This is a genomic window from Acinetobacter amyesii (assembly GCF_002018365.1).
Taxonomy (GTDB): domain Bacteria; phylum Pseudomonadota; class Gammaproteobacteria; order Pseudomonadales; family Moraxellaceae; genus Acinetobacter; species Acinetobacter amyesii.
Window position 1 is genome coordinate 1 of sequence record NZ_MVKX01000009.1, and the last position, 21,339, is coordinate 21,339.

Here is a 21,339-nt window from a genome sequence, read left to right on the forward strand (position 1 = left end):
GCTCTACCAACTGAGCTAAGCGCCCTCAAAAGATCTATCATGTAAATGGCGCAGCGGACGGGACTCGAACCCGCGACCCCCGGCGTGACAGGCCGGTATTCTAACCAACTGAACTACCGCTGCACTTACACAATGTCGCTATTGTGGTTCAAACGAATTAAGATTTAAAGTGGCGCAGCGGACGGGACTCGAACCCGCGACCCCCGGCGTGACAGGCCGGTATTCTAACCAACTGAACTACCGCTGCACTCTAAATATCTTAACGCTGAAAAGGTTTGGTGGGCGCTGACGGGATCGAACCGCCGACATTCTGCTTGTAAGGCAGACGCTCTACCAACTGAGCTAAGCGCCCTTTTCAAAACATGTTCATCGTTTGATGAGGTGCATTATAGAGAATCCTCACGGTCTGTCAAACGCTTTTCTAACTCTTTTCCACTTTTTCTGTTTGAGTGATTAAAAAATAAGTTATATTGCGGAAAAATCAGTATTTTTGAACATTTTTTAGCTATAAACCTGTAAATTTATTACTAAAAATATGACTTATATTCTGCATCATTCACATAAAAAACAGTTTTTCGCGTGGACTCATAACTAATCATTCAGCGAACCGACGATTAATTCACCACACTCACTGCATTCTAAAACACCGCAGTGTACAAAATACATTCAAACACGATTTTCTGTTAATTTGCGCGCATTACTTCTGAAAAAAACGCCTTTCAAACTCACTTTAATTTTTCAAATCTTTGTTTTGATGCCATGAACTTCGGTTTTCATGGCTTGTGCTTTTAACGACGTGTTCAATGTTCAGTGATGTAAACCAGCGCATTTAATGGAATCAATTGATAAAGTTCTACAACATCGCTGTTTCGCATGCGAATACAACCATGTGACATCGGTATGCCCATAGGCTCTCTATCTGGTGTGCCATGGATATAAATATAGCGTTGATAAGTATCACAGCCCTCACCTGCATTAAAGCCCGGTTCCAAACCACTGAGCCATAATATTCGAGATAATATCCAATCCCGATCAGGATGTGATGCGGCAAGTTGCTCGTCGTAAACCTCTCCGGTCCACTGACGTGCTTTAAAAACTGCATTTTGAGGTTGTTGTCCACCAAACTTTTCAGCGACTTGATGCCAGCCTCGTGGAGTCTTGCCACTATTTTCCTGCTCACCAATGCCATTTTTACCCGATGAAATGAGGTAAAACTTATTTAGCTTCGGCAAAGTTAAAGTTTGATCTTTCAAGTTAATCAGGATATCAGCTTGATCTTGGGTAAATTCAGACATGCTCTTGCTCTTTCTGCTTATCTTTATCTACTGGTTGTGTCTGCAGCGATTGTTCAATAGTCCGCATCTGATTTGGCTCAGGTCGTGTCCATAACCAAATACCAACGATCAACATGGTTAAGTCAGTGAATATCTTGACGGCAATCGGTGCTGAAGTAAAAAGCATAATCAGACCACTCACAAACATCATGATCGATGCAAACCATTTTGCTTTGCGGGGGACAGTGCCATTTTCGCGCCAAGCACGCAAGGTTGGGCCATATTTAGGATGATTCAACAACCAAGCATCCATTTGTGGCCAGCCTTTTGAAGCCGCCCATGCCGCTAATATTAAGAAGACTGTCGTGGGCATTCCCGGCAATAAAGCCCCTATAAAGCCTAAAATGACAAAGACAACCACTAAGCTTCGCCAAAACAACGTCTTCATACCGCTACCCTGAACTTTCAATTCAGGTAGTATAAGATGTTTTTAACAATTATCCGTTGTTATTCTGCATTATTCGAAAGGTTTCAATATGGCTGTAGCCCCGACAACATCGTCTTATTTTGAGCCATGGTTGCAATTTAAACAGCCCTTAGTTCGCCAATTGGCTTTCTGTATTGCTAGCCCAAATATTCTGCAGCAAATTCCCAATGAACTCGAAATCCGCTATCCCTTTCATTTTCATCCAAGCGAGCTTTGGCAAAAACATTTTGAAGCCTACCTTCCCCGTTTAAAACAACTCGAACAACACCCAAGTGAATTAGTAGAATTTTTACAAAAATTAAAAAGTACTCGCCTTGGTTTACGTTTCGAAATGTTTATGTGGTTTTGGCTTCTCGATCGCCCATACCATCCCTACCAGTTACTCGGACATAGCATTCAAAAAATTGACGGCCCTCGTACAGTAGGTGAACTCGATTTTGTGTTAAAAAATACTGAAAGTGGTGAAATTGAACATTGGGAAGTGGCTTTAAAATATTATCTAGCCGAGCGTGATTTTAAATTACCCTACTGGTATGGCTTAAATCGTAGTGATACTTTGGCTCGAAAGCTCAATCATTTTACCCAAAAACAATTCCAATTTGATGAAGCACTTGGGCAGCAGATTCAACAGCGCTATTGCGTTTTAAAGGGCCAATTATATTTACCTATTCAGCGTACCCGCACATTACCAAACTGGGTCAATCCTGCGCGTAGAATAGGTCAATGGGGACATGTCATTCCATCCACAAATCAAGGCTATTATCGCTTACAACGACATGAATGGATTTGCGTGCAGCAGCAACCGACGAGTACAACCGCACATTGGTGGACAGATGGTTTATATAAAAAAGACAGTGAGGAAAGCTATTATATGTATAGACAGCCACGCTTGGTTTTGCCGCAAACGATTTAGGACTTAATGCACCATTTAGTAGAAATTTACATTTATTTACTCAACCACCGTAAAAACCACCTACTGTTTGATACGGCTATTTTTTAATCTAAATCTCACATCAGAATAATTTATCCCTCTAAAAATTATTCTTTCATAATGGAGAATACAGTCAATGAAAAAAATTTTAGCTGCATCACTTATGGTTGCTTTTGTACTGACAGGTTGTAATACAGTAAAAGGTGTTGGTAAAGACGTATCTAAAGCTGGAGATGCGGTAACCAATACTGCTGAGAAAACTTCGGAAGAAATTCGCCGCAATTAATTTCTTTCCCAAGAATTTATAAAAGAGCCCTATTTTTTAATAGGGTTTTTTTAGCTCTAAATTTCCCTTCGCTTGTTGATTCGCCTATTATATTGCGACATTTTTGACTTCTGTATTTAGCATGACCTCAACAGCAACTCTTGATCTCAGCCTAGAACTACTTCGCCAACCGTCGGTGACACCGATTGACCATACCTGCCAGAACATTATGGCGGATCGTTTAGCCAAGATTGGCTTTAACATTGAAAATATGCGTTTTGATGATGTAGATAATCTTTGGGCACGTAAAGGGACTGAAGCACCAGTATTTTGCTTTGCAGGTCATACTGATGTAGTACCTACGGGTAACTTGGATGCATGGGGTTCTGACCCATTTCTTCCTGAAATTCGCGATGGCAAACTATATGGTCGTGGCAGCGCAGATATGAAAACCGCGTTGGCAGCTATGGTTGTTGCTTCAGAACGTTTTGTTGCGAAGCATCCAAATCATAAAGGTTCGATTGCCTTTCTCATTACTTCTGACGAAGAAGGCCCTTCGATCAACGGTACAGTCAAAGTTGTTGAAACTTTAGAAGCGCGTAATGAAAAAATGACTTGGTGTTTGGTGGGTGAACCATCTAGCACTAACACACTTGGCGATATTGTTAAAAATGGTCGTCGTGGTTCGCTAAATGCCAATTTAACAGTTAAGGGTAAACAAGGGCACGTTGCTTACCCACATCTAGCGATCAACCCAATCCATACAGCTTCAAAAGCATTGGCTGAGCTTTGCAATACCGTGTGGGACAATGGTAACGAATACTTCCCTGCAACGTCGTTCCAGATTTCCAATATCAATGCTGGTACAGGTGCAACCAACGTTGTTCCGGGCACGATGAATTTACTGTTTAACTTCCGTTATTCAACAGAAGTAACAGCAGATGAACTCAAAGCACGTACTTTGGAAATTTTAGATCGTCATGGCGTTGAATATGACATCTCTTGGACGTTATCTGGTCTGCCTTTCCTAACCCCTGTAGGTGAGTTAGTAAATGCCGCACGTGATGCCATTCGAGATGTTACTGGGACTGAAACTGAACTTTCGACCAGTGGTGGTACTTCTGATGGTCGATTCATTGCACCTACAGGTGCGCAGGTGCTTGAATTGGGTGTTTTAAATGCCACGATTCACCAAATCAATGAACACGTCAATGTGGAAGAATTGGAGCCACTTTCTGAAATTTACGAAAAGATTTTAGAAAACCTGTTGGCTTAAGTATTCCCTGCATAGTCAAAAAAGGAACTCCATTGAGTTCCTTTTTTTATATCTCGTTTTTGCAAATATTAAGCCGCTTGAAGCCCAATGCTGTTTTGAATATTGGCTAAATTTGGAATATGAAATACCTGATCGGCCATGCGTACATATTGGAAAATATTGGCATCTTTCACAGCTTTTTCTTCATCAACCACTTCAGAAATACGCAGACGAATGGTTTTTGGCATTTCATTACACATCAGTGCAAAACGCTGTCCAACATCATCCCCTTCAATCACCAAAGCCACGCCCTGATTTTTGGCAGGATCATTGACTGAGAAAACAGGCAATTTCAATTCATGCCATTCAACAAAAGGAACCTTGGTGGCACTATCGAGCGCTGAAAGCACAATATTTTGTGGCAACAACATTGGCTCTTTACCATGACAATCAATGATATACGCATCGATAAAACCGGTAGAAACCGTAATGAGATGTTGCAGTTCCTGCTGATCAATTTTATCGCTGACAACTTGAGAAACAGTATTTTGGCTCATAGATTACCCCTGCTTTTCTGCAATTAAAGCTTCAATATTGGCAAGCAATTCAGCTTCTTGGAATGGTTTACCCATATAGTGAGTCACACCTAAGCTAAATGCACGCTCACGATGTTTTTCACCTGTACGCGATGTAATCATAATGATTGGCAAGTCACGGTGAATGTCGTGGTGACGAACTAAGTTTGTCACTTCGAAACCATCCATACGTGGCATTTCAATATCGAGTAACATCAAGTCTGGACGAACATTTTCAAGCTGTTCAATTGCATCCACACCATCTTTCGCAGTCACGATGTCATAACCTTGACGTTCAAGTAAGCGCGAAGTCACCTTACGTACAGTTACCGAGTCATCGACAATCATCACTAAACGACGCGCATTGGCTTGACGGCCCAAATCACGCTGCTCAGCTGAATGTTTAACACGCTGCGTAGTTTGAATTTGACGTGCAATATTTTGCCCATCCAAAATCAAACATACATGACCATCACCTAGAATCGTAGCACCTGCAATCGCGCCCACACTGGTAAATTGTTGACCAATTGGTTTCACCACGATTTGAGAACGTGAACCCACCAGCTGATCGACCAATAAAGCAATGGTTTGACCACTGTTGCCTTTAATTAATAGTACAGGTAATGAATGACCGACATTATTTAAACGTGGAATTGGTTGATTACCCACAAACTCTGATAGATAACGTAGTTTGTAATTGGTGTTGTCAATTTTAAACACGTCATCCTTACTATTGAAGTAAGTTTCAAGAGCCGTAGGTGCAATACGGACAATACGTTCAATTTGCGCTAATGAAATCGCATATTGCTGATCGCCAGCTTTCACCATCAAGGCATCGCTGACCGCTACCGTCGTTGGTACACGAATAGTAAAGGTTGTCCCTTTACCTAACTCAGACTCTACGGAAACATGACCACCCAAGGCTTTAATTTCACTTTGCACCACATCCAGACCAACACCACGACCCGAAATTTGCGTTACCGCTTGTGCCGTCGAGAACCCTGGATGGAAGATCAATTGCAAGATTTCTTGTTTATCGAGGAACTGATCTGCTTTGATTAAACCAAGTTTTAAAGCTTTGTCTTTAATCTTGGCTTCATCAATCCCTTTACCATCATCACTGAAAGACACCAGTACATCAGTACCCTGACGACTAATGTTCAAGACGATGCTACCTACTTCTGGCTTTTTCAAAGCCAAACGGTCAGCAGTATCTTCTAAACCATGGTCGACCGCATTACGCAGCATATGTTCAAATGGTGTCACCAAACGCTCTAAGATCGTGCGGTCTAATTCACCTTCTGTATTTTGAACTATCAATTCTGCAGGACGGTTCAAGGTCGAAGAAGTTTGACGCACAATACGTTGTAAACGTGGTAACAAACGATCAAATGGTACCAAACGGGTACGCATCAGACTTTCTTGAATTTCTGACTGAATACGTGATTGTTGTAATAACAAACCTTCCGCATCACGAATTTTTTCTGCCAAAGTGCTCTTGAAGTCAACCAAATCCGACGCAGATTCGGCTAGAGATTTTGACAATTGGTTAATCGATGAATATTGGTCCATCTCCAATGGGTCAAAATCTGCATAGCGTGAATTTTCAGAACCATGTTTGGCAATAATTTGTGACTCAAGCTCACCATCCATTCGACGTAACTGGTCAGCAAGTCGCTTAATCGCCAACTCCATTTCATTCAATGTATTGCCTAGCTGACCTAAATCCATCTCAATACGTGAACGGTTAATTGAGTTTTCGCCTGACAAGTCAATCATCTTTTCGACGAGATCAGCCGAGATACGAATCATCTCATTACTGTTATCAGAAGAATTGGCTTCAGACCACTCACCCAACATCGATGGCGGTTCAACACCATCACCTTGAATAAATTCAAAGCCTTTGCTAACAATACCTTGTTCTAATTCTGCAACACGGTTTGGTAATTGAACTGTAACATCCACATATTGAATGGACTCTAAGCTCAATTTAATGCTGTCAAAATTACTATAGTCGTGGTTGAAGATCGCTTCTTTTAACCATGCTAACGTCGTTTTGAGTAAGCCGTCATATGCATTTGAGTTGAAATGATGAACCGCGAAATGCTCAAACGTCGTCTCAAGTTGATACGCAATTGCAGCAACAGGTTCATTTTCAACCATACGCGCTCCACCTTTAATACTGTGGGCAGCACGTTGTAATTGAAGCAATACGTTACGGTCACTACGTTGTTCAGTCCATTGATTTAATAATTGAACGGCTTGTTCTAGAATTTCCTCAGACTCTTCAAGGAAGGTTTCTTCCATGACAGAACGTAAATCATCATCTGGATGCTCAACATGTTCAGCAACCGCATGTTCAAGATGTTCAACAGCGGACTCAGTGTGAGCAGTCGTTTGAACTTCAACTACTGCTTCTGCTGTGTCTGCAGCAACATCCATCGGCTCTGACACCGATACATCTGGTTCTACTGCTGCTTGTTCAGTTTCAGCAGAAATAGGGGCCGAAGCCAATGCAACAGGTTCAGAACGCTCTCCTGTCACAATTGACTGAATATTCTTGAGAATATCGATCACATTATTCGCAGGGTAGTCGATCCCTTTGTCACGAATGGTTTGAATACGATCTGAAATATCATCTTGCACCAAACGAATAATTTGGATTAACGCAGGGGTAATCGAAATTTGCTGACGAATAATGCGCTCATAAATCGATTCCAATTCATGCGAAATTAAACCCACATGAGACGCGGCAATCATATTTGCACCACCTTTTAGGGTATGCAAATAACGCATTAAATTATTCAAAGCTGAAGTATTGGTCTGATCACGTGTCCAAGTACTAAGGTCTTGGTCAATCCCTACCAATAACTCTTCTGCCTCTTCAATAAAGATCCCCAAAAGATCTTCATCAAAGTCATTATTCGCATCTGCCGCTTGCATCTGTTGATGATCAAGTTGAATACGCTGACTTAATTGTGCAAAGTCTACTGCTGTTGTATTTGCAACAGCGGCTTTATCTTCTACTGTGGCAACAGGTTCAGCAACTACATGGGCTTCTGGTGTAGTCGTCGCTGCAACTGCTTCAATATCTTGTTGTACAAATGCAGTCAGCTCATTTAAGAAACGCTGAACCTCTTCACTTAACACCACACGCTGACCCGCAGCTAAGGTGTCAAATAAGTGAATAAACTCTTGATGTGCTTGTGCAAATAACTCATAGCCATAATCAGCATGGAGTAATTCAGGCTTTTCAATTAAAGACTGATACGCTGCACGCAGTTGAGTTGTGAAATCATGGATACCAACAGACGCACGATTATCCGTATGTTCAATCAACTCTAAAGCTTGCTGACTGAGCTGTTGAATATAGTCTGGGAATTCAGCAAGGGCACGTTTATCAAACTCAAATTCAGCATCTAACAACTGATCAATATTTAATTCAATTAGTTTAGAAACCAAACCTTGCGGATTATCTTCAGGCGCCAATTGATCTTGGCTTGCAAAACCATAATCATCCCAAGCGGCTTTAAAGGTTTCATAAATAGACGCAAGATTTGCCTTATCTCCTGAACGCAGCACGTGTAAATAATCACGAACAAATTCAGCATATTGAATCAATAAAGCAGTTTCTTTCGAGCTCGATACGATTTCGTCTTGCAATAAGGTTTTGAATAAGTTTTCAACTTTTGAACTGGCTTCAAAAATCTCTTCGATTTGCGCCATCGACGAACTACCACGTAAGGTGTGTAGCGCGCGAATCAAGCCATTATAATCTTGTGATTTACTGTCATCAGATTGGAGGAACTGATCAATCGTTTGTAGATGTTCTTCAGCTTCTTCAATAAATATGCTCACTGTCTCTTCGACCAGTGATGCATCTGCATCCACTTGTTCAGGAGCAGGTTCTGATTCAACAACCGCAACGATTGTGCTTTCAAGCACTTCTACAGACGCTGTAGCTTCAACATCAGTCAGTTCTAAACCAGTGACACCATCTTCAGATTTTAATTGATCTGCCAGTTTTAATAATTCTTCGAGTGCAGGCTCAAGGCTGATATTTTGTTGTAATTGTTGCCCCATTAAAACCAATGGACGTAAGTCAACATCCAATTCGGCAACATTTTTAAACCGTGGATAGAGCTTATATTGGTAAACATTTAAAACTGTTTGTGCAAACTTTTGAACGGTCGGCGTTAACTGTACTGAACCCGCAATAACACGATTCAGCGTATCTTCAACTGCCCATGCAGTTTCACCCGCCGATTTTGCCCCGACCATACGACCTGAACCTTTCAGGGTATGGAAATGACGACGAATCGTCGTTAAAGTGTCTTTATCTTGTGGATTTTCCAACCAAGTTGTAAATAAACCCGCTAGTTCTTCAAAGATTTCTTCTATTTCTTCAACAAAAATCTCTAAAATTTCTGCATCTTGATCAAGATAACTATCTTCAGGAAGCGTAGTTGTTTCAACTAAATTTTTTAATATTTCTTTCATAGCTAAGGCTTCTTATGTTTTGCCACCAAGAAGGTTGCTCAAACTTAATTGTAACCATCACCTAAGACTTAACTGTGACGTTAAGTTCACCTTATCGATGTGTTATCTGTAATCGGTGCAGTACCCTAGCCGTAGCTAAGGTACTGCAGGTTTGCGCCTGACTTACTCTGGGAGTTTAAAGTCAGATACAGATTCACGTAATGATTCAGCCATGTTCGCCAATTCAGATACCGAACGTGCAGTATCAAATGTTGCACTGGTGGTTTGCGAGGTAATTTCTTGTACAACGTTCATCGTTGTCGCAATATGACCTGCTGAAGCAGACTGAAGTTTTGCAGCATCCGAAATGTTTGCAATCAGTTTCGCCAAGTTACCCGATACAGACTGAATTTCATCCAGTGCTACGCCGGCATCTTTAGACAAGTTCGCACCACGTACTACTTCCGAAGTTGTTTGTTCCATTGAAATTACGGCTTCGTTAGTATCCGTTTGAATGGTTTTTACCAAGCCTTCAATCTGTTTGGTTGCAGACGCTGAACGTTCCGCAAGACGCTGTACCTCATCCGCTACCACGGCGAAACCACGACCTGCTTCACCCGCCATCGACGCCTGAATTGCTGCGTTTAATGCCAAGATGTTCGTTTGGTCGGCAATATCGTTAATCAGTGCGACAATGTTACCAATCTCTTGTGAAGACTCACCCAAACGTTTAATACGTTTTGAAGTTTCTTGAATCTGCTCACGAATCGTGTCCATACCTTCAATTGAACGGTTTACGACATCAGCACCATTTGCAGCAATTTGTACTGAACGTTCCGCTACGACAGCTGATTCTTCAGCATTCGACGATACTTGGTCAATCGACATTGCCATTTCGTTAATTGCGGCAGATGCACCAGCAATCTCTTGCGCCTGATGTTCAGATGCTTCTGCAAGCTGGTTGGTAATACCCTGCGTATTCGCGGTATATTGCGCAACTTCTTGAGAAGTTTCTGTAATACGCGATACAAGGTCACGTAATTGGTCGATTGCGAAGTTAATCGAGTCGGCAATCGCACCAGTAAAGTCTTCAGATACCGTCGCATACGAACGTAAGTCACCGTCTGCAAGATCGGCAATTTCATCGAGTAAACGTAAAATAGCGTTCTGGTTACGGTCATATTCTTCTTGAAGACGGGTTACACGGAATTTATCCGATTGACCACGTAAAGAAAGAAGTTTGAATACACAGATCAAGAAGGCAGTTAAAGCAAGAATCAACAGTACCGCAGGTAAAATAGTTTTCAGACCTGTACTAGAAGACAATTGATTTAAGTTACCCAATAATTTGTCTGACTCAGCAAAAATTTGTGAAGATGCTTTACGTACGTTCACAATTTGCGTTGAGTTTTTCAAAATCGTCGCAGCCGCTGATTTCAATACGTCATCATATTCAGCTTTAATGCCTTCAAGTGACTCACGTAATTCAGGGCTTTCAATACGTTGTACACCAAGCTCTGTACTACCATCCAATTGAGCATTTAAGTACAAACCGAAGGTTTCAGTATCGGCACTAAAGTCATCCGCAGACTCACGTGAGCTGTCAGAACCTGAAAGTACCGAACTGATCGAACGTAAAATACGTTCCGCAATGAATACTTGGTTTTTCGCAATCACCACCTGGTTCGAAGGCATGTCTTGACGTGCCATTTGGTCGACCATCAAGTTATATTCCGCCTGAATCCCCGGAATGGTTTCACCAATCGCGATGTTCGTGTCATATAGCTTGTTAATGATTTTTTGTTGCGAAGTAATTAAGTCAATACTTTTTGAAACTTCAGCCCACTGCGTATCTACAGATTTCAGCGCATCGGTATTTGCATGAATATCTTTTACAGTTTCTAAGTTTTCTTTGAACGAATCTTGAGAAGCAATTAATTTTTTCATTGCATCTTCAGTACCTGAAGCTGTTGCTTCAGTTGCTTGACGCGAAATTGTTTGCGAAAGAAGACGGAGTTCACCCAAACTTTGCGTTAATTGGTTACCGCGAGGAACGCTATAGAATAGGTATAATAAAATGATCGTTGCCAGTACTAATGAACCAATCGCACCATAAATAAATGGTTTGGATTTTTCACTATCACCAAAAACTCGAGATAATTGATCTGTCTGTGATTGCAGTTTTGCCAGAAAAGCATTACCGCCTTTACGACCACTGGTGCTTTCACCCGTATTTTTCTTTTTAAGTTTAAAGCCCATTCAGCTTCTCCCCGATTACGCCTTCTTTCGTTCGTGCGCGACAATTAATTTATAAATTTTATAGATGCGTTCATGTATTTTGGATTTTGCAGTAAACGACTGAAGAGAAATACATTCCACTGCTGGTTATGCTGGTGGAAATACCCCTGACAATATTCCTGTAAATTTCGATCCAACTCATTATGTTTAGAAAAATAACTTTTCTTATTAAAGTGTTGAATACCCAAAACTTGATCGACTACCAAACCGACATAATGGTCATTATGACTAATACATAAAACTTTTTGAGTGGGTGAAAAACTACTTCGATGACCGGTTATATATTGTGCTAGGTCAGACAAAGAAAGTAAGCGTCCCCGAATATTGGCTAGTCCCATCACCCAAGGTTGGGTGTTGGGAACTGGCGTATATTTTGGTGGGTAGATCACTTCAGCTACTTCACCTAAAGGAGCAACGTAATATTGCCCCATCATCTCAAAAGCAATGCCTGACCATCGGTTTACTTCATTTTCAGTGGAAACGTAGTTTTTGTTTCCTCGTTTTGCGATTCGAAGTAATTCGATAAATCCATTTGCTGCCATAGAGCTTTATCCTGCATTGAGGTGTTGCTTAATCACATCAATTAATTGTTTTTCGTCTACAGGTTTAGTTAGATAATCAGAAGCACCTTGGCGTTTACCCCAAACACGGTCAGTTGCCTGATCTTTGGTACTTACAATGACAATCGGGATATGTTTGGTGGTCGCACCACGTGCAATTTGACGTGTTGCTTGGAATCCATTCACACCCGGCATTACCACATCCATCAAGACCAAATCAGGTAACTCAGCTTGAGCCATTGTCACCCCGTCTGCCCCATTTGAAGCTTCAATCACTTCAAAACCGTGTTTACCTAAAATTTCTTTAAAACGGAATGTTTCTGTTGGTGAATCATCAACGATTAGGATACGTGCCATGCTTTTTCCCCAAAAAATAAAAAATCTAATTAAGCTGTAACGTGATTACGGATTGCATTCAGCAATTCATCTTTACTGAATGGCTTAGTTAAGTATTCATCCGAACCCACAACACGACCCTTCGCCTGATCAAATAAACCGTCTTTACTTGAAAGCATAATCACAGGAATATTTTGATAATTTTGAGAGTTTTTAATCAGGGCACAAGTTTGATAGCCATCAAGACGTGGCATCATAATATCGACAAATACGATATCTGGATTCGCATCTGCAATTTTTGAAAGTGCTTCAAAACCATCTACAGCTGTGACTACTTCACATCCTTCACGCTGAAGCAGCGTTTCGGCCGTACGACGAATGGTTTTTGAATCATCAATTACCATGACTTTTAGATTTTGGAATTTATCGTCCATTTATTGACCCTACCCATTGAGGATGTACAAACAATTAAGTTAGCAGCATTATTATTTACAAGTTGTGAACATTTTTAACATATCTTTACTTGCGTTTTCAATGAACATTTTCTGCGCAAACACACAAGATTTCTTGTTTTTATTAACTGCTTCACACTTTCCGATGACCAACGATTTTTTTTTAACTTGGAATAGTATTTAATTGTCTTAATTAAGCATATTATAGCAAGATTATTACTTTAAAATAAGTAATTTAGTCAACTTTAAACTGGGGAGTACAAGGTTGAGTCCGTTTACAAAAAAAATTCACTTGATTGGCCTTAAACATTTCTCAAAAAAAATCATTCTGACGACTTGTTTACTGGCTTATACCCCGCTTTTATTTGCTGCACCAACCAATACACAGCAACCACAAAAGGCGACTTGGTATCGTTACTATGACAGTAAAGGCGTAGCAAACATCAGTACCAATGTGACGCCAAATCACATCCGCTATGGTTATGAAGCACTTGATCAAAATATGCAAGTGATTAAACGTAACCGCCCCTACAATGCTGAAGCTGATGTTAGACAAGCTCCTCAGCGTGCTGCCCAAGCACGTCAGCAAGCATCAGATATCAAACTTAAAAAAGCCTATACCAATAGCCGAACTGCAGCCATTAAAAAGCGTGATGCACTGACTGGTATACGTAAACAGATCGTGTTTGAACAAGAACAATTAAAACAATTACAAAATGATCGTGTATTATTTGTTCGCCAAGAACGTGAACATTTTCGAAAAGGTGAAACCGTTCCGGCAAAATTAAAAACAATGTTGGATAATAATCAAAAAAATATGGTAGCGAAAAAAGAATACATTCAATCGTTACAAACTCGCTATCGAAATACAGAAGCTGAATACGACAGAATTATTACGCGTTTAAAAGCGATGGAATAAACTTGTTATTCAATTGCTTTTGTAGACCGCTGATATAAGGACCATTATGCAATCTGCACAGCAATCATCCCCATTTTTAAAGCTTAGCCTGCTTTGCATAAGCCTGACTTTGGCTGCATGTCAAAAAGAAGATCCGCAGCAAAGTGTAAAACCAGAAAATAAGATTGAATTAATTCAACAAGATCTGGTGACCATCGAACAAGGCAACGCCATTTCAAAAACTTCCTTTACAGGTACCATTCGGGCGGTCAATCAGAGCAGTATTCAAGCCCAAGTCACTGCGACTGCAACCAATGTTAATGCAGAGGTCGGACAACGTGTCAGCAAAGGCCAAGTGTTGGTGCATTTAAATAATCAAGACAATGCAGCACGTCTTGCTCAATCTCAAGCGAACCTCGCATCCACGCAAGCTCAAGCCAATCAAGCCAAACTAATGATGGAGCGCAAACAGCGTTTGCTGAATCAAGGCTTTATTTCCAAAGTAGAGTTTGAACAAAGTCGTGTCGATTACCAAGCTCAAATGGAAAATGTTCGTGCTCAACAAGCCAATGTCGATATTGCACGTAAAGCCAATCAAGACGGCACCATTTATAGCCCTATCCAAGGTGTGATTACCAAACGTGATGTTGAACCGGGACAAACGGTTGCTGCGGGACAAACCCTTTTTGAAATCGTCAATCCAGACCAATTAGAAATTCAAGCCAAATTACCAAGTGATCAGCAAGCTGCACTGAAAATTGGACAAAAAATTGAATATAACATCCAAGGCAATAGCAATTTACTCACTGCACAAATCAGTCGGATTTCACCGATTGCCGATCAAGCCAGTCGCCAAATTGAATTTTTTGCAGCCCCAAATGAAACCATTACATCATTAAGTATTGGTGCTTTTGTCGAAGGTCACATCTTAGGTACAGATAATATTTCGGGTCAAAAAATTCCACTCGATACCATTCAAAGTCTAAAAGACCAACCTTATGTCTGGGTCATTCGTCAAAATAAAATTGCCAAAGTGCCTGTACAAATTTTGAATCAGAGTTATAGCAATAACACCGCGATTGTTCAGGGCTTACAAAATAGTGATCTGATCAGCCGAATTAAATTTAATGATTCAGATGTCAAACAAGATGTAAGTATCAGCCAAAATTAAAAAAATAAGGCAGGACAGTTGTTATGTGGTTAACCCGAATTAGTGTGAAATATCCTGTTTTCACCATCATGATGATGTTCTGTCTGATGGTGTTAGGACTCGCTTCTTGGCAACGTATGGGTGTTGAAGAGTTTCCTGATGTCGACTTCCCTTTTGTTGTGGTCTACACCAACTATCCGGGTGCTTCTCCTGAGTCTGTTGAATCTGAGATCACCAAGAAACTTGAAGATCAGATCAATACCATTTCTGGCCTCAAGCAAGTCATTTCACAGTCCAGTGAAGGTTTATCCACGGTCATTGTCGAATTTAATCTAGATGTCTCATCCTCGGTAGCTGCACAAGATATTCGAGATAAAATTGCACCAGTAACCGCACAATTTCGTGATGAAATTGATGACCCGATTGTAGAACGCTACGACCCTACTGCCAGTGCGATTATGTCGATTGTTTTTGAATCGAAGGACATGTCTTTACGTGATTTGAGTTCCTACCTGAATCAACGGATTGTGCCACAACTTAGAACAGTTCCTGGTGTCGGTACGGTCAATTTATTGGGCGATGCACAGCGACAAATTCGAATACAAGTAAATCCACAAAAATTACAAAGTTTCGGGATTGGGATCGATCAAGTTATAAACACCTTAAAATCTGAAAATATTGAAGTTCCGGGAGGAACCTTAAAACAAAAGAACTCAGAATTGGTGGTCGAAATTAAATCTCGAGTTATTCATCCAAACTCATTCGGAGATTTAGTGGTTGCCAATAAAAATGGCGCGCCGATTTATCTCAAACAAATTGCCGAGATAGATGATAGCCAAGCTGAAATGGAGTCGAGTGCCTATCTGAATGGTAAAACAGCCGTTGCTGTCGACATTCTGCGAAGTTCAGACTCTAATGTGATTGAGGTGGTTGATAATACCCGTAAAACATTAAGTAAAATTCAACAGCAATTGCCGCAGGGCACGACCGCAGAAATTGTGGTTGATTCATCTAAAGGTATTCGTGGCAGCATTAAAGATGTGGCACGTACCATTATTGAAGGTGCTGTACTTGCGGTATTCATTGTATTGTTATTTCTCGGCTCATTTCGTTCGACAGCCATTACAGGTTTAACCCTACCGATTTCGCTACTGGGCACCCTCACCTTTGTTTGGATTTTTGGTTTTACCATCAACATGATGACCCTACTGGCTCTCTCGCTGAGTATCGGTCTCCTGATTGATGATGCCATTGTGGTTCGTGAAAATATTGTCCGCCATGCCGATATGGGCAAGGACCACGTCACCGCAGCACTCGACGGCACGAAAGAAATTGGTTTAGCTGTATTGGCCACAACATTGACCATTGTCGCGGTATTTTTACCTGTGGCATTTATGGGCGGCATTATTGGGCGTTTCTTCTATCAATTTGGTGTAACCGTCAGTACCGCTGTACTGATTTCGATGTTTGTGAGTTTCACTCTTGACCCGATGTTGTCTGCTCACTGGGCAGAGCGCCACGATCCAAATAAAAAGCCGGGCAAAATCAAACGCTTTTTTAACTGGATTTCAGGCAAACTCGACAACCTAAGCCATCATTATGAAAAATTACTCAAGCTTGCTTTAAAGTTCCGGCTCATTACCCTTTTAATCGCCGTCGCATCTTTATTTGGTGCATTGGGTTTATCCAAATTGATCGGAACTGAATTTGTACCGGTACCAGACAAAGGTGAAATTCGGATCAAATTTGAAACACCAGTTGATGCAACCCTTGAATATTCACAGGCAAAGCTTAAGCAAGTAGATCGTATCATTCGCCAGCATCCAGAAGTCAAAGCCACTTATGGTGCGATTAATAGTGCCACTGATCGCGGTAAAAACCATGCCAGCATTCGTGTCACCGTTTCACCACGTACAGAGCGTAGTCAAACCTTAACGGATCTCAACAATGAATTCCGTACCCGTTTAAAACATGTGGCAGGAATTACCATTACCTCAATTGCCTCAGCTGATGAAACAGTTTCGGGCGGTCAAAAGCCGGTCATGATCTCGATTAAAGGCCCAGACTTAGATGAGTTACAACGCATTTCAGATCGATTCTTGGTTGAAGTTGCCAAAGTCGAAGGCATTGTCGACTTAGAAAGCTCGCTTAAAGAACCTAAACCGACCTTAGGTGTACATATCAATCGTGTTTTAGCCAGTGATTTAGGTTTATCCGTCAATCAAATCGCCAATGTTTTACGCCCTCTTCTTGCGGGGGATAATGTAACAACGTGGAAGGATGATAAAGGCGAAACCTATGATGTAAATTTACGACTCACTGAAGATCAGCGTCGTCTGCCAACTGACATTCAAAGCATGTACATCACATCACAAAAAACCGATGCCACAGGCTTACCTATCTTGGTTCCATTGGCAAGTGTGGCTAGCTTTGAAGAAACGCTCGGTGCTTCACAAATTAACCGTCGTGATCTAGCACGTGAAGTGATGGTTGAAGCCAACACGGCAGGTCGTCCCGCGGGTGATATTGGTGCCGAAATCAATGAGATCGAGAAAAACTTCGACTTGCCACCGGGTTATAGTTTTGTCACGCAAGGTGCCAATAAAGATATGGCTGAATCTGCGGGTTATGCAATGACGGCAATTACCCTCTCTATTGTATTTATTTATATTGTTTTGGGTTCACAGTTTAATAGCTTCATTCACCCTGCAGCCATTATGGCGTCATTACCCCTATCATTGATTGGGGTGTTCTTGGCCCTGTTCTTATTTAATTCAACCATGAACCTCTTTTCCATTATCGGGATTATTATGCTCATGGGCTTGGTAACTAAGAACGCAATTCTACTCATCGACTTTATTAAAAAAGCCATGGATCATGGTGTAGATCGTTATGAAGCGATTATTGAAGCAGGTAAAACCCGTTTACGCCCTATTTTAATGACCACCAGTGCAATGGTGATGGGTATGGTTCCGCTTGCACTAGGTCTAGGTGAAGGCGGTGAACAAAGCGCACCAATGGCACATGCCGTGATTGGCGGGGTGATTACCTCTACCCTACTGACACTCGTGGTAGTCCCAGTGATTTTTACCTATTTGGATGATTTCCGAAACTTCCTTGCACGTCAGGCCAAAAAAATCATGTCATAATGACAAAATCTAAAATGAGGTGACTTTGGAAAATGTTCACCTCATTTTTTATTGTATACTCTCCACTTTAACGCTTAATTTTTTAGGACAGTTTCCATGCGCGCGAGTCGCTTTTTATTTGCAACGTTAAGAGAAACCCCAAACGATGCTGAAGTTATTTCACATCAGCTAATGCTTCGTGCCGGGATGATTCGTAAATTGGCTTCAGGTTTATACACTTGGCTGCCGATGGGCGTTCGCGTATTAAATAAAGTTGAAGCGATTATCCGCGAAGAGATGGATCGTGCTGGTTCACTTCAAGTCCTGATGCCTGTCACTCAACCTGCATCTTTATGGGAAGAATCAGGTCGTTTCGTACAATATGGTCCAGAACTTTTACGTTTTAAAGACCGTCACAACAATGATTTTGTACTTGGCCCTACACATGAAGAAGTGATTACTGATCTTGCTCGTAATGAGTTGAAAAGCTATAAGCAATTGCCGGCAAACTTCTACCAAGTACAAACCAAATTCCGTGACGAAATTCGCCCTCGTTTCGGTGTGATGCGTTCACGTGAATTCATCATGAAAGATGCCTATTCTTTCCATGTTGACCAAGCCTCTTTACAAGAAACCTATGACAACATGTATGCAGCTTACTGCAAGATTTTCACTCGTTTAGGTTTAAATTTCCGTCCAGTTCAAGCAGATACAGGTTCAATTGGTGGTTCGGGTTCCCACGAATTCCACGTACTTGCTTCTAGCGGTGAAGATGACATCGCATTCTCTACAGAATCAGATTATGCGGCTAACGTAGAAATGGCTGAAGCCGTACTAGTTGGTGAACGTGCTGCTCCGACTAAAGCACTTGAAATTATTGATACACCAAATCAAAAAACCATTGCTGATGTTTCTGAATTCCTTAAATCAGACCCTGCTCAATCTGTAAAAGCATTGTTGGTTCAAGGTGTTGCTGAAGAAGGTAAAGCGGCGCCAGTGGTTGCTTTATTCCTACGTGGCGACCATGAACTAAATGAAATTAAAGCTGAAAAACACCCGTTAATTGCTGCTCCATTGGCCTTTGCAACTGAAGCACAATTGGCTGACTTAGGTTTAACGGCTGGTTTCTGTGGCCCTCAAGGCTTAACCGAAAAAGGCATTACAGTTATTGTTGACCGTGCAGCGTCCGTACTTTCAGACTTTGTTGCTGGTGCAAACCAAGTCGATAAACATGCTGTAGGTGTAAACTGGGAACGTGATGCACAATTCACCGAAGTTTATGACCTTCGTAATGTTGTTGAAGGTGACCCTTCTCCAGACGGTCAAGGTACTATCTTGATTAAACGTGGTATCGAAGTTGGTCATATCTTCCAGTTGGGTCAAAAATACTCTGAAGCGCTTGGCTGTAAAGTCTTAGGTGAAGACGGCAAACCTCTCGTTGTGACTATGGGTTGCTACGGTATTGGTGTAACTCGTGTTGTTGCTTCTGCGATTGAACAAAACTTCGATGACAAAGGGATTATTTGGCCATCTGCAATTGCTCCTTTCGAAGTTGCGATTGTGCCAATGAATGCGCATAAATCACCGCGCACTTTAGAAGCAGCTGAAGCACTGTATGCAGAATTAACTGCTGCTGGTTATGATGTGCTTCTAGATGACCGTAATGAACGTCCGGGTGTTAAATTCTCTGATATCGAGTTAACAGGTATTCCACACCGTATCGTCATTGGCGAGAAAGGTTTGGATGCTGGTACATTTGAGTACAAAGGTCGCCGTGATGAAGAATCAAGCAACTTAAGTAAAGAAGACCTTTTAGCGAAAATTGCAAAATAATTTGCGCTAAACATAAAAAATCCCGCTACGTGCGGGATTTTTTATATTAAATACTTAAAGCCTTAACAGAATTTCAGCCCGCCGAAGCAGTTAGATCTAAAGTTTTGACCTTGTAACGTTAAGTTTGTTAATGGAAAATCTAGCATTGTTGTCATTGCGATGTTCCCTACTGCAAGAGCAGACCCACCAATACAACCAGTTAATAAATTCCCACATAATCGAGGATTATCAGTTAAGTCTTTATTAATGCCATCAATTGTTTGTTTTAAAACTTCATTAGTAATCTCAACTTTTGTCGTTGGGCTCAAACTGCCTAAATCGACCTCGTCTTCCATTGCTAACCACCAACCTTTATTCGCCGCAACAGATGCTCCAGGCCATAAAATTTGTTGTGCTTGCAACGACAACGAAGCTGGGTTATTTAAGTATAAAGCATGGATTAAACCTAAGTTTTGATTGACAGTAATATCAGTCGTTAAACCTGTAATATTACCTGTCACCTGTTTGTCTAAATTCAGTAAATTCAGCACTTTCGCTTTTAAGGGTCCTGAGAAATTTAGCGTTCCAACTGTTCCATAGCCTTTTAATTCAACATCTTTTAAACGTGTCCCTGAAACCACTGTGGATTCAATAGTAAAGGGTGCTGTTGTTGATTCTAATTTCAAATTATAGTCAGTAGATTTATACCCGATATCCAAACATATGTTTAAGCCACCACAAGAACTACTGAGTAAACTACCTTTTACCTCACCTTCAATTTCACGATTTGTATCAGCATAAGTCATATATCGTTCAGCAGTAATCGCCGTACCAGATGCTGTTTTTGTTTTCATATAACCACTAAAGCTATTAATCCCATTTGGAACTCCGTTTCCATTTGAGTCAACTTCGTTAGATGTTCCAAGCGTCATAAGCCCAGAAATTTTTTCAGCACTCAACCTAAACCCCATAACCTCACGAGTCGAAGCAGATTTTGGATTTTTAATGGCCAACTCTACAAATGGGTTTGATAGTAAAGCAGACGTAGCAGCACGATCATCTGATGTATAATTACTGTTCGTAGGCAACCCACTCAATGAAATATGATCAATATCAATATCACATCCTGAGCTAATAGAATTATTTACACCACCACAACCTAACTGCAATTTTTTAATATTTGCATTGAGTTCCATTTCAGCTTCTAAACCAAGTTTATAAAAACCTACATTAGACTGGTCTATATTCTGTCCATTATTATCCACCGCGGAATAGCCTTGAGTATATTCCATAGATAAAAGTGCCTGTCCATCTATGTTCGATAACTCTTGGTCATCTAAAGCTGTCATCGCATGCGATAAGCTACTCAATGCAAACGTCGAATATATCAAGCTTGTAATTAACTTTTTCTTCATAACAAATTCCCTGTTCGTTATTTT

16 protein-coding genes and 3 tRNA genes are annotated in these 21,339 nt (G+C 41.0%); 7 read left to right on the forward strand and 12 right to left on the reverse strand.

Translation table 11 applies throughout. The features are described from left to right. Nucleotides 1–46: 46 nt before the first annotated feature. The 5 genes from B1202_RS13035 to B1202_RS13055 form a co-directional block, all read right to left on the reverse strand. A tRNA-Asp gene (locus B1202_RS13035) sits at nt 47–123 on the reverse strand. Between the two features lie 47 nt (nt 124–170). Beyond that, a tRNA-Asp gene (locus B1202_RS13040) sits at nt 171–247 on the reverse strand. 29 nt (nt 248–276) lie between these two features. Then, nucleotides 277–352: transfer RNA gene (locus B1202_RS13045), tRNA-Val, on the reverse strand. Between the two features lie 448 nt (nt 353–800). Beyond that, a complete protein-coding gene (gene elsL / locus B1202_RS13050) occupies nt 801–1,295 on the reverse strand; it encodes a cell wall-recycling L,D-carboxypeptidase ElsL (protein ID WP_078191050.1) in 495 nt (164 codons plus the stop codon). Further along, entirely contained in the window at nt 1,288–1,722 is a 435-nt protein-coding gene (locus B1202_RS13055; protein WP_078191051.1) for a YbaN family protein, read from the reverse strand. The genes elsL and B1202_RS13055 overlap by 8 nt, the downstream gene beginning before the upstream one ends. 88 nt (nt 1,723–1,810) lie before the next feature. Between B1202_RS13055 and B1202_RS13060 the strand changes: the two genes are divergently transcribed. From B1202_RS13060 to dapE, 3 genes are all read left to right on the forward strand, one after another. Continuing rightward, complete coding sequence (locus B1202_RS13060) at nt 1,811–2,674, forward strand: DUF1853 family protein (protein ID WP_078191052.1); 864 nt, start codon at nt 1,811–1,813, stop codon at nt 2,672–2,674. Nucleotides 2,675–2,828: 154 nt separating this feature from the next. Continuing rightward, nucleotides 2,829–2,978, forward strand: a complete 150-nt coding sequence (locus B1202_RS13065; protein ID WP_078191053.1) for an entericidin A/B family lipoprotein — start codon at nt 2,829–2,831, stop codon at nt 2,976–2,978. Nucleotides 2,979–3,099: 121 nt separating this feature from the next. Beyond that, nucleotides 3,100–4,233: a succinyl-diaminopimelate desuccinylase gene (gene dapE / locus B1202_RS13070; protein WP_078191054.1), complete on the forward strand. Its 1,134-nt coding sequence runs from the start codon at nt 3,100–3,102 to the stop codon at nt 4,231–4,233. Nucleotides 4,234–4,301: 68 nt separating this feature from the next. On the opposite strand, the gene B1202_RS13075 is transcribed toward dapE, so the two are convergent. The 6 genes from B1202_RS13075 to pilG all read right to left on the reverse strand — a co-directional run bounded on the left by B1202_RS13075 (nt 4,302) and on the right by pilG (nt 12,894). Beyond that, complete coding sequence (locus B1202_RS13075) at nt 4,302–4,769, reverse strand: hypothetical protein (protein ID WP_078191055.1); 468 nt, start codon at nt 4,767–4,769, stop codon at nt 4,302–4,304. Nucleotides 4,770–4,772: 3 nt separating this feature from the next. After that, nucleotides 4,773–9,287 (reverse strand): Hpt domain-containing protein, encoded by a 4,515-nt coding sequence (locus tag B1202_RS13080; RefSeq protein WP_078191056.1) that lies wholly within the window; start codon nt 9,285–9,287, stop codon nt 4,773–4,775. A gap of 162 nt (nt 9,288–9,449) precedes the next feature. Further along, nucleotides 9,450–11,525, reverse strand: a complete 2,076-nt coding sequence (locus tag B1202_RS13085; RefSeq protein ID WP_078191057.1) for a methyl-accepting chemotaxis protein — start codon at nt 11,523–11,525, stop codon at nt 9,450–9,452. A gap of 44 nt (nt 11,526–11,569) precedes the next feature. Continuing rightward, nucleotides 11,570–12,106, reverse strand: a complete 537-nt coding sequence (locus tag B1202_RS13090) for a chemotaxis protein CheW (protein ID WP_078191058.1) — start codon at nt 12,104–12,106, stop codon at nt 11,570–11,572. Nucleotides 12,107–12,112: 6 nt separating this feature from the next. Further along, entirely contained in the window at nt 12,113–12,481 is a 369-nt protein-coding gene (locus B1202_RS13095) for a response regulator (RefSeq protein ID WP_078191059.1), read from the reverse strand. A 29-nt stretch (nt 12,482–12,510) separates the two neighbouring features. Next, on the reverse strand, nt 12,511–12,894 hold the full coding sequence (gene pilG, locus B1202_RS13100; RefSeq protein ID WP_078191060.1) for a twitching motility response regulator PilG: 384 nt from the start codon (nt 12,892–12,894) through the stop codon (nt 12,511–12,513). 361 nt (nt 12,895–13,255) lie between these two features. Here pilG and B1202_RS13105 point away from each other — a divergent pair, with 361 nt between their 5' ends. From B1202_RS13105 to B1202_RS13120, 4 genes are all read left to right on the forward strand, one after another. Beyond that, the gene (locus tag B1202_RS13105; RefSeq protein WP_228145169.1) at nt 13,256–13,831 is read left to right on the forward strand and encodes a hypothetical protein; all 576 of its coding nucleotides are present in this window, start codon (nt 13,256–13,258) and stop codon (nt 13,829–13,831) included. Between the two features lie 46 nt (nt 13,832–13,877). Then, nucleotides 13,878–14,981 carry an efflux RND transporter periplasmic adaptor subunit gene (locus B1202_RS13110; RefSeq protein WP_078191061.1) on the forward strand — a complete coding sequence of 368 codons (1,104 nt, stop codon included), beginning with the start codon at nt 13,878–13,880 and terminating at the stop codon, nt 14,979–14,981. A 23-nt stretch (nt 14,982–15,004) separates the two neighbouring features. After that, complete coding sequence (locus B1202_RS13115) at nt 15,005–18,109, forward strand: efflux RND transporter permease subunit (protein WP_078191062.1); 3,105 nt, start codon at nt 15,005–15,007, stop codon at nt 18,107–18,109. Between the two features lie 96 nt (nt 18,110–18,205). After that, entirely contained in the window at nt 18,206–19,921 is a 1,716-nt protein-coding gene (locus B1202_RS13120; RefSeq protein WP_078191063.1) for a proline--tRNA ligase, read from the forward strand. Between the two features lie 62 nt (nt 19,922–19,983). On the opposite strand, the gene B1202_RS13125 is transcribed toward B1202_RS13120, so the two are convergent. Then, a complete protein-coding gene (locus B1202_RS13125) occupies nt 19,984–21,315 on the reverse strand; it encodes a hypothetical protein (protein ID WP_078191064.1) in 1,332 nt (443 codons plus the stop codon). Between the last annotated feature and the right edge of the window lie 24 nt (nt 21,316–21,339).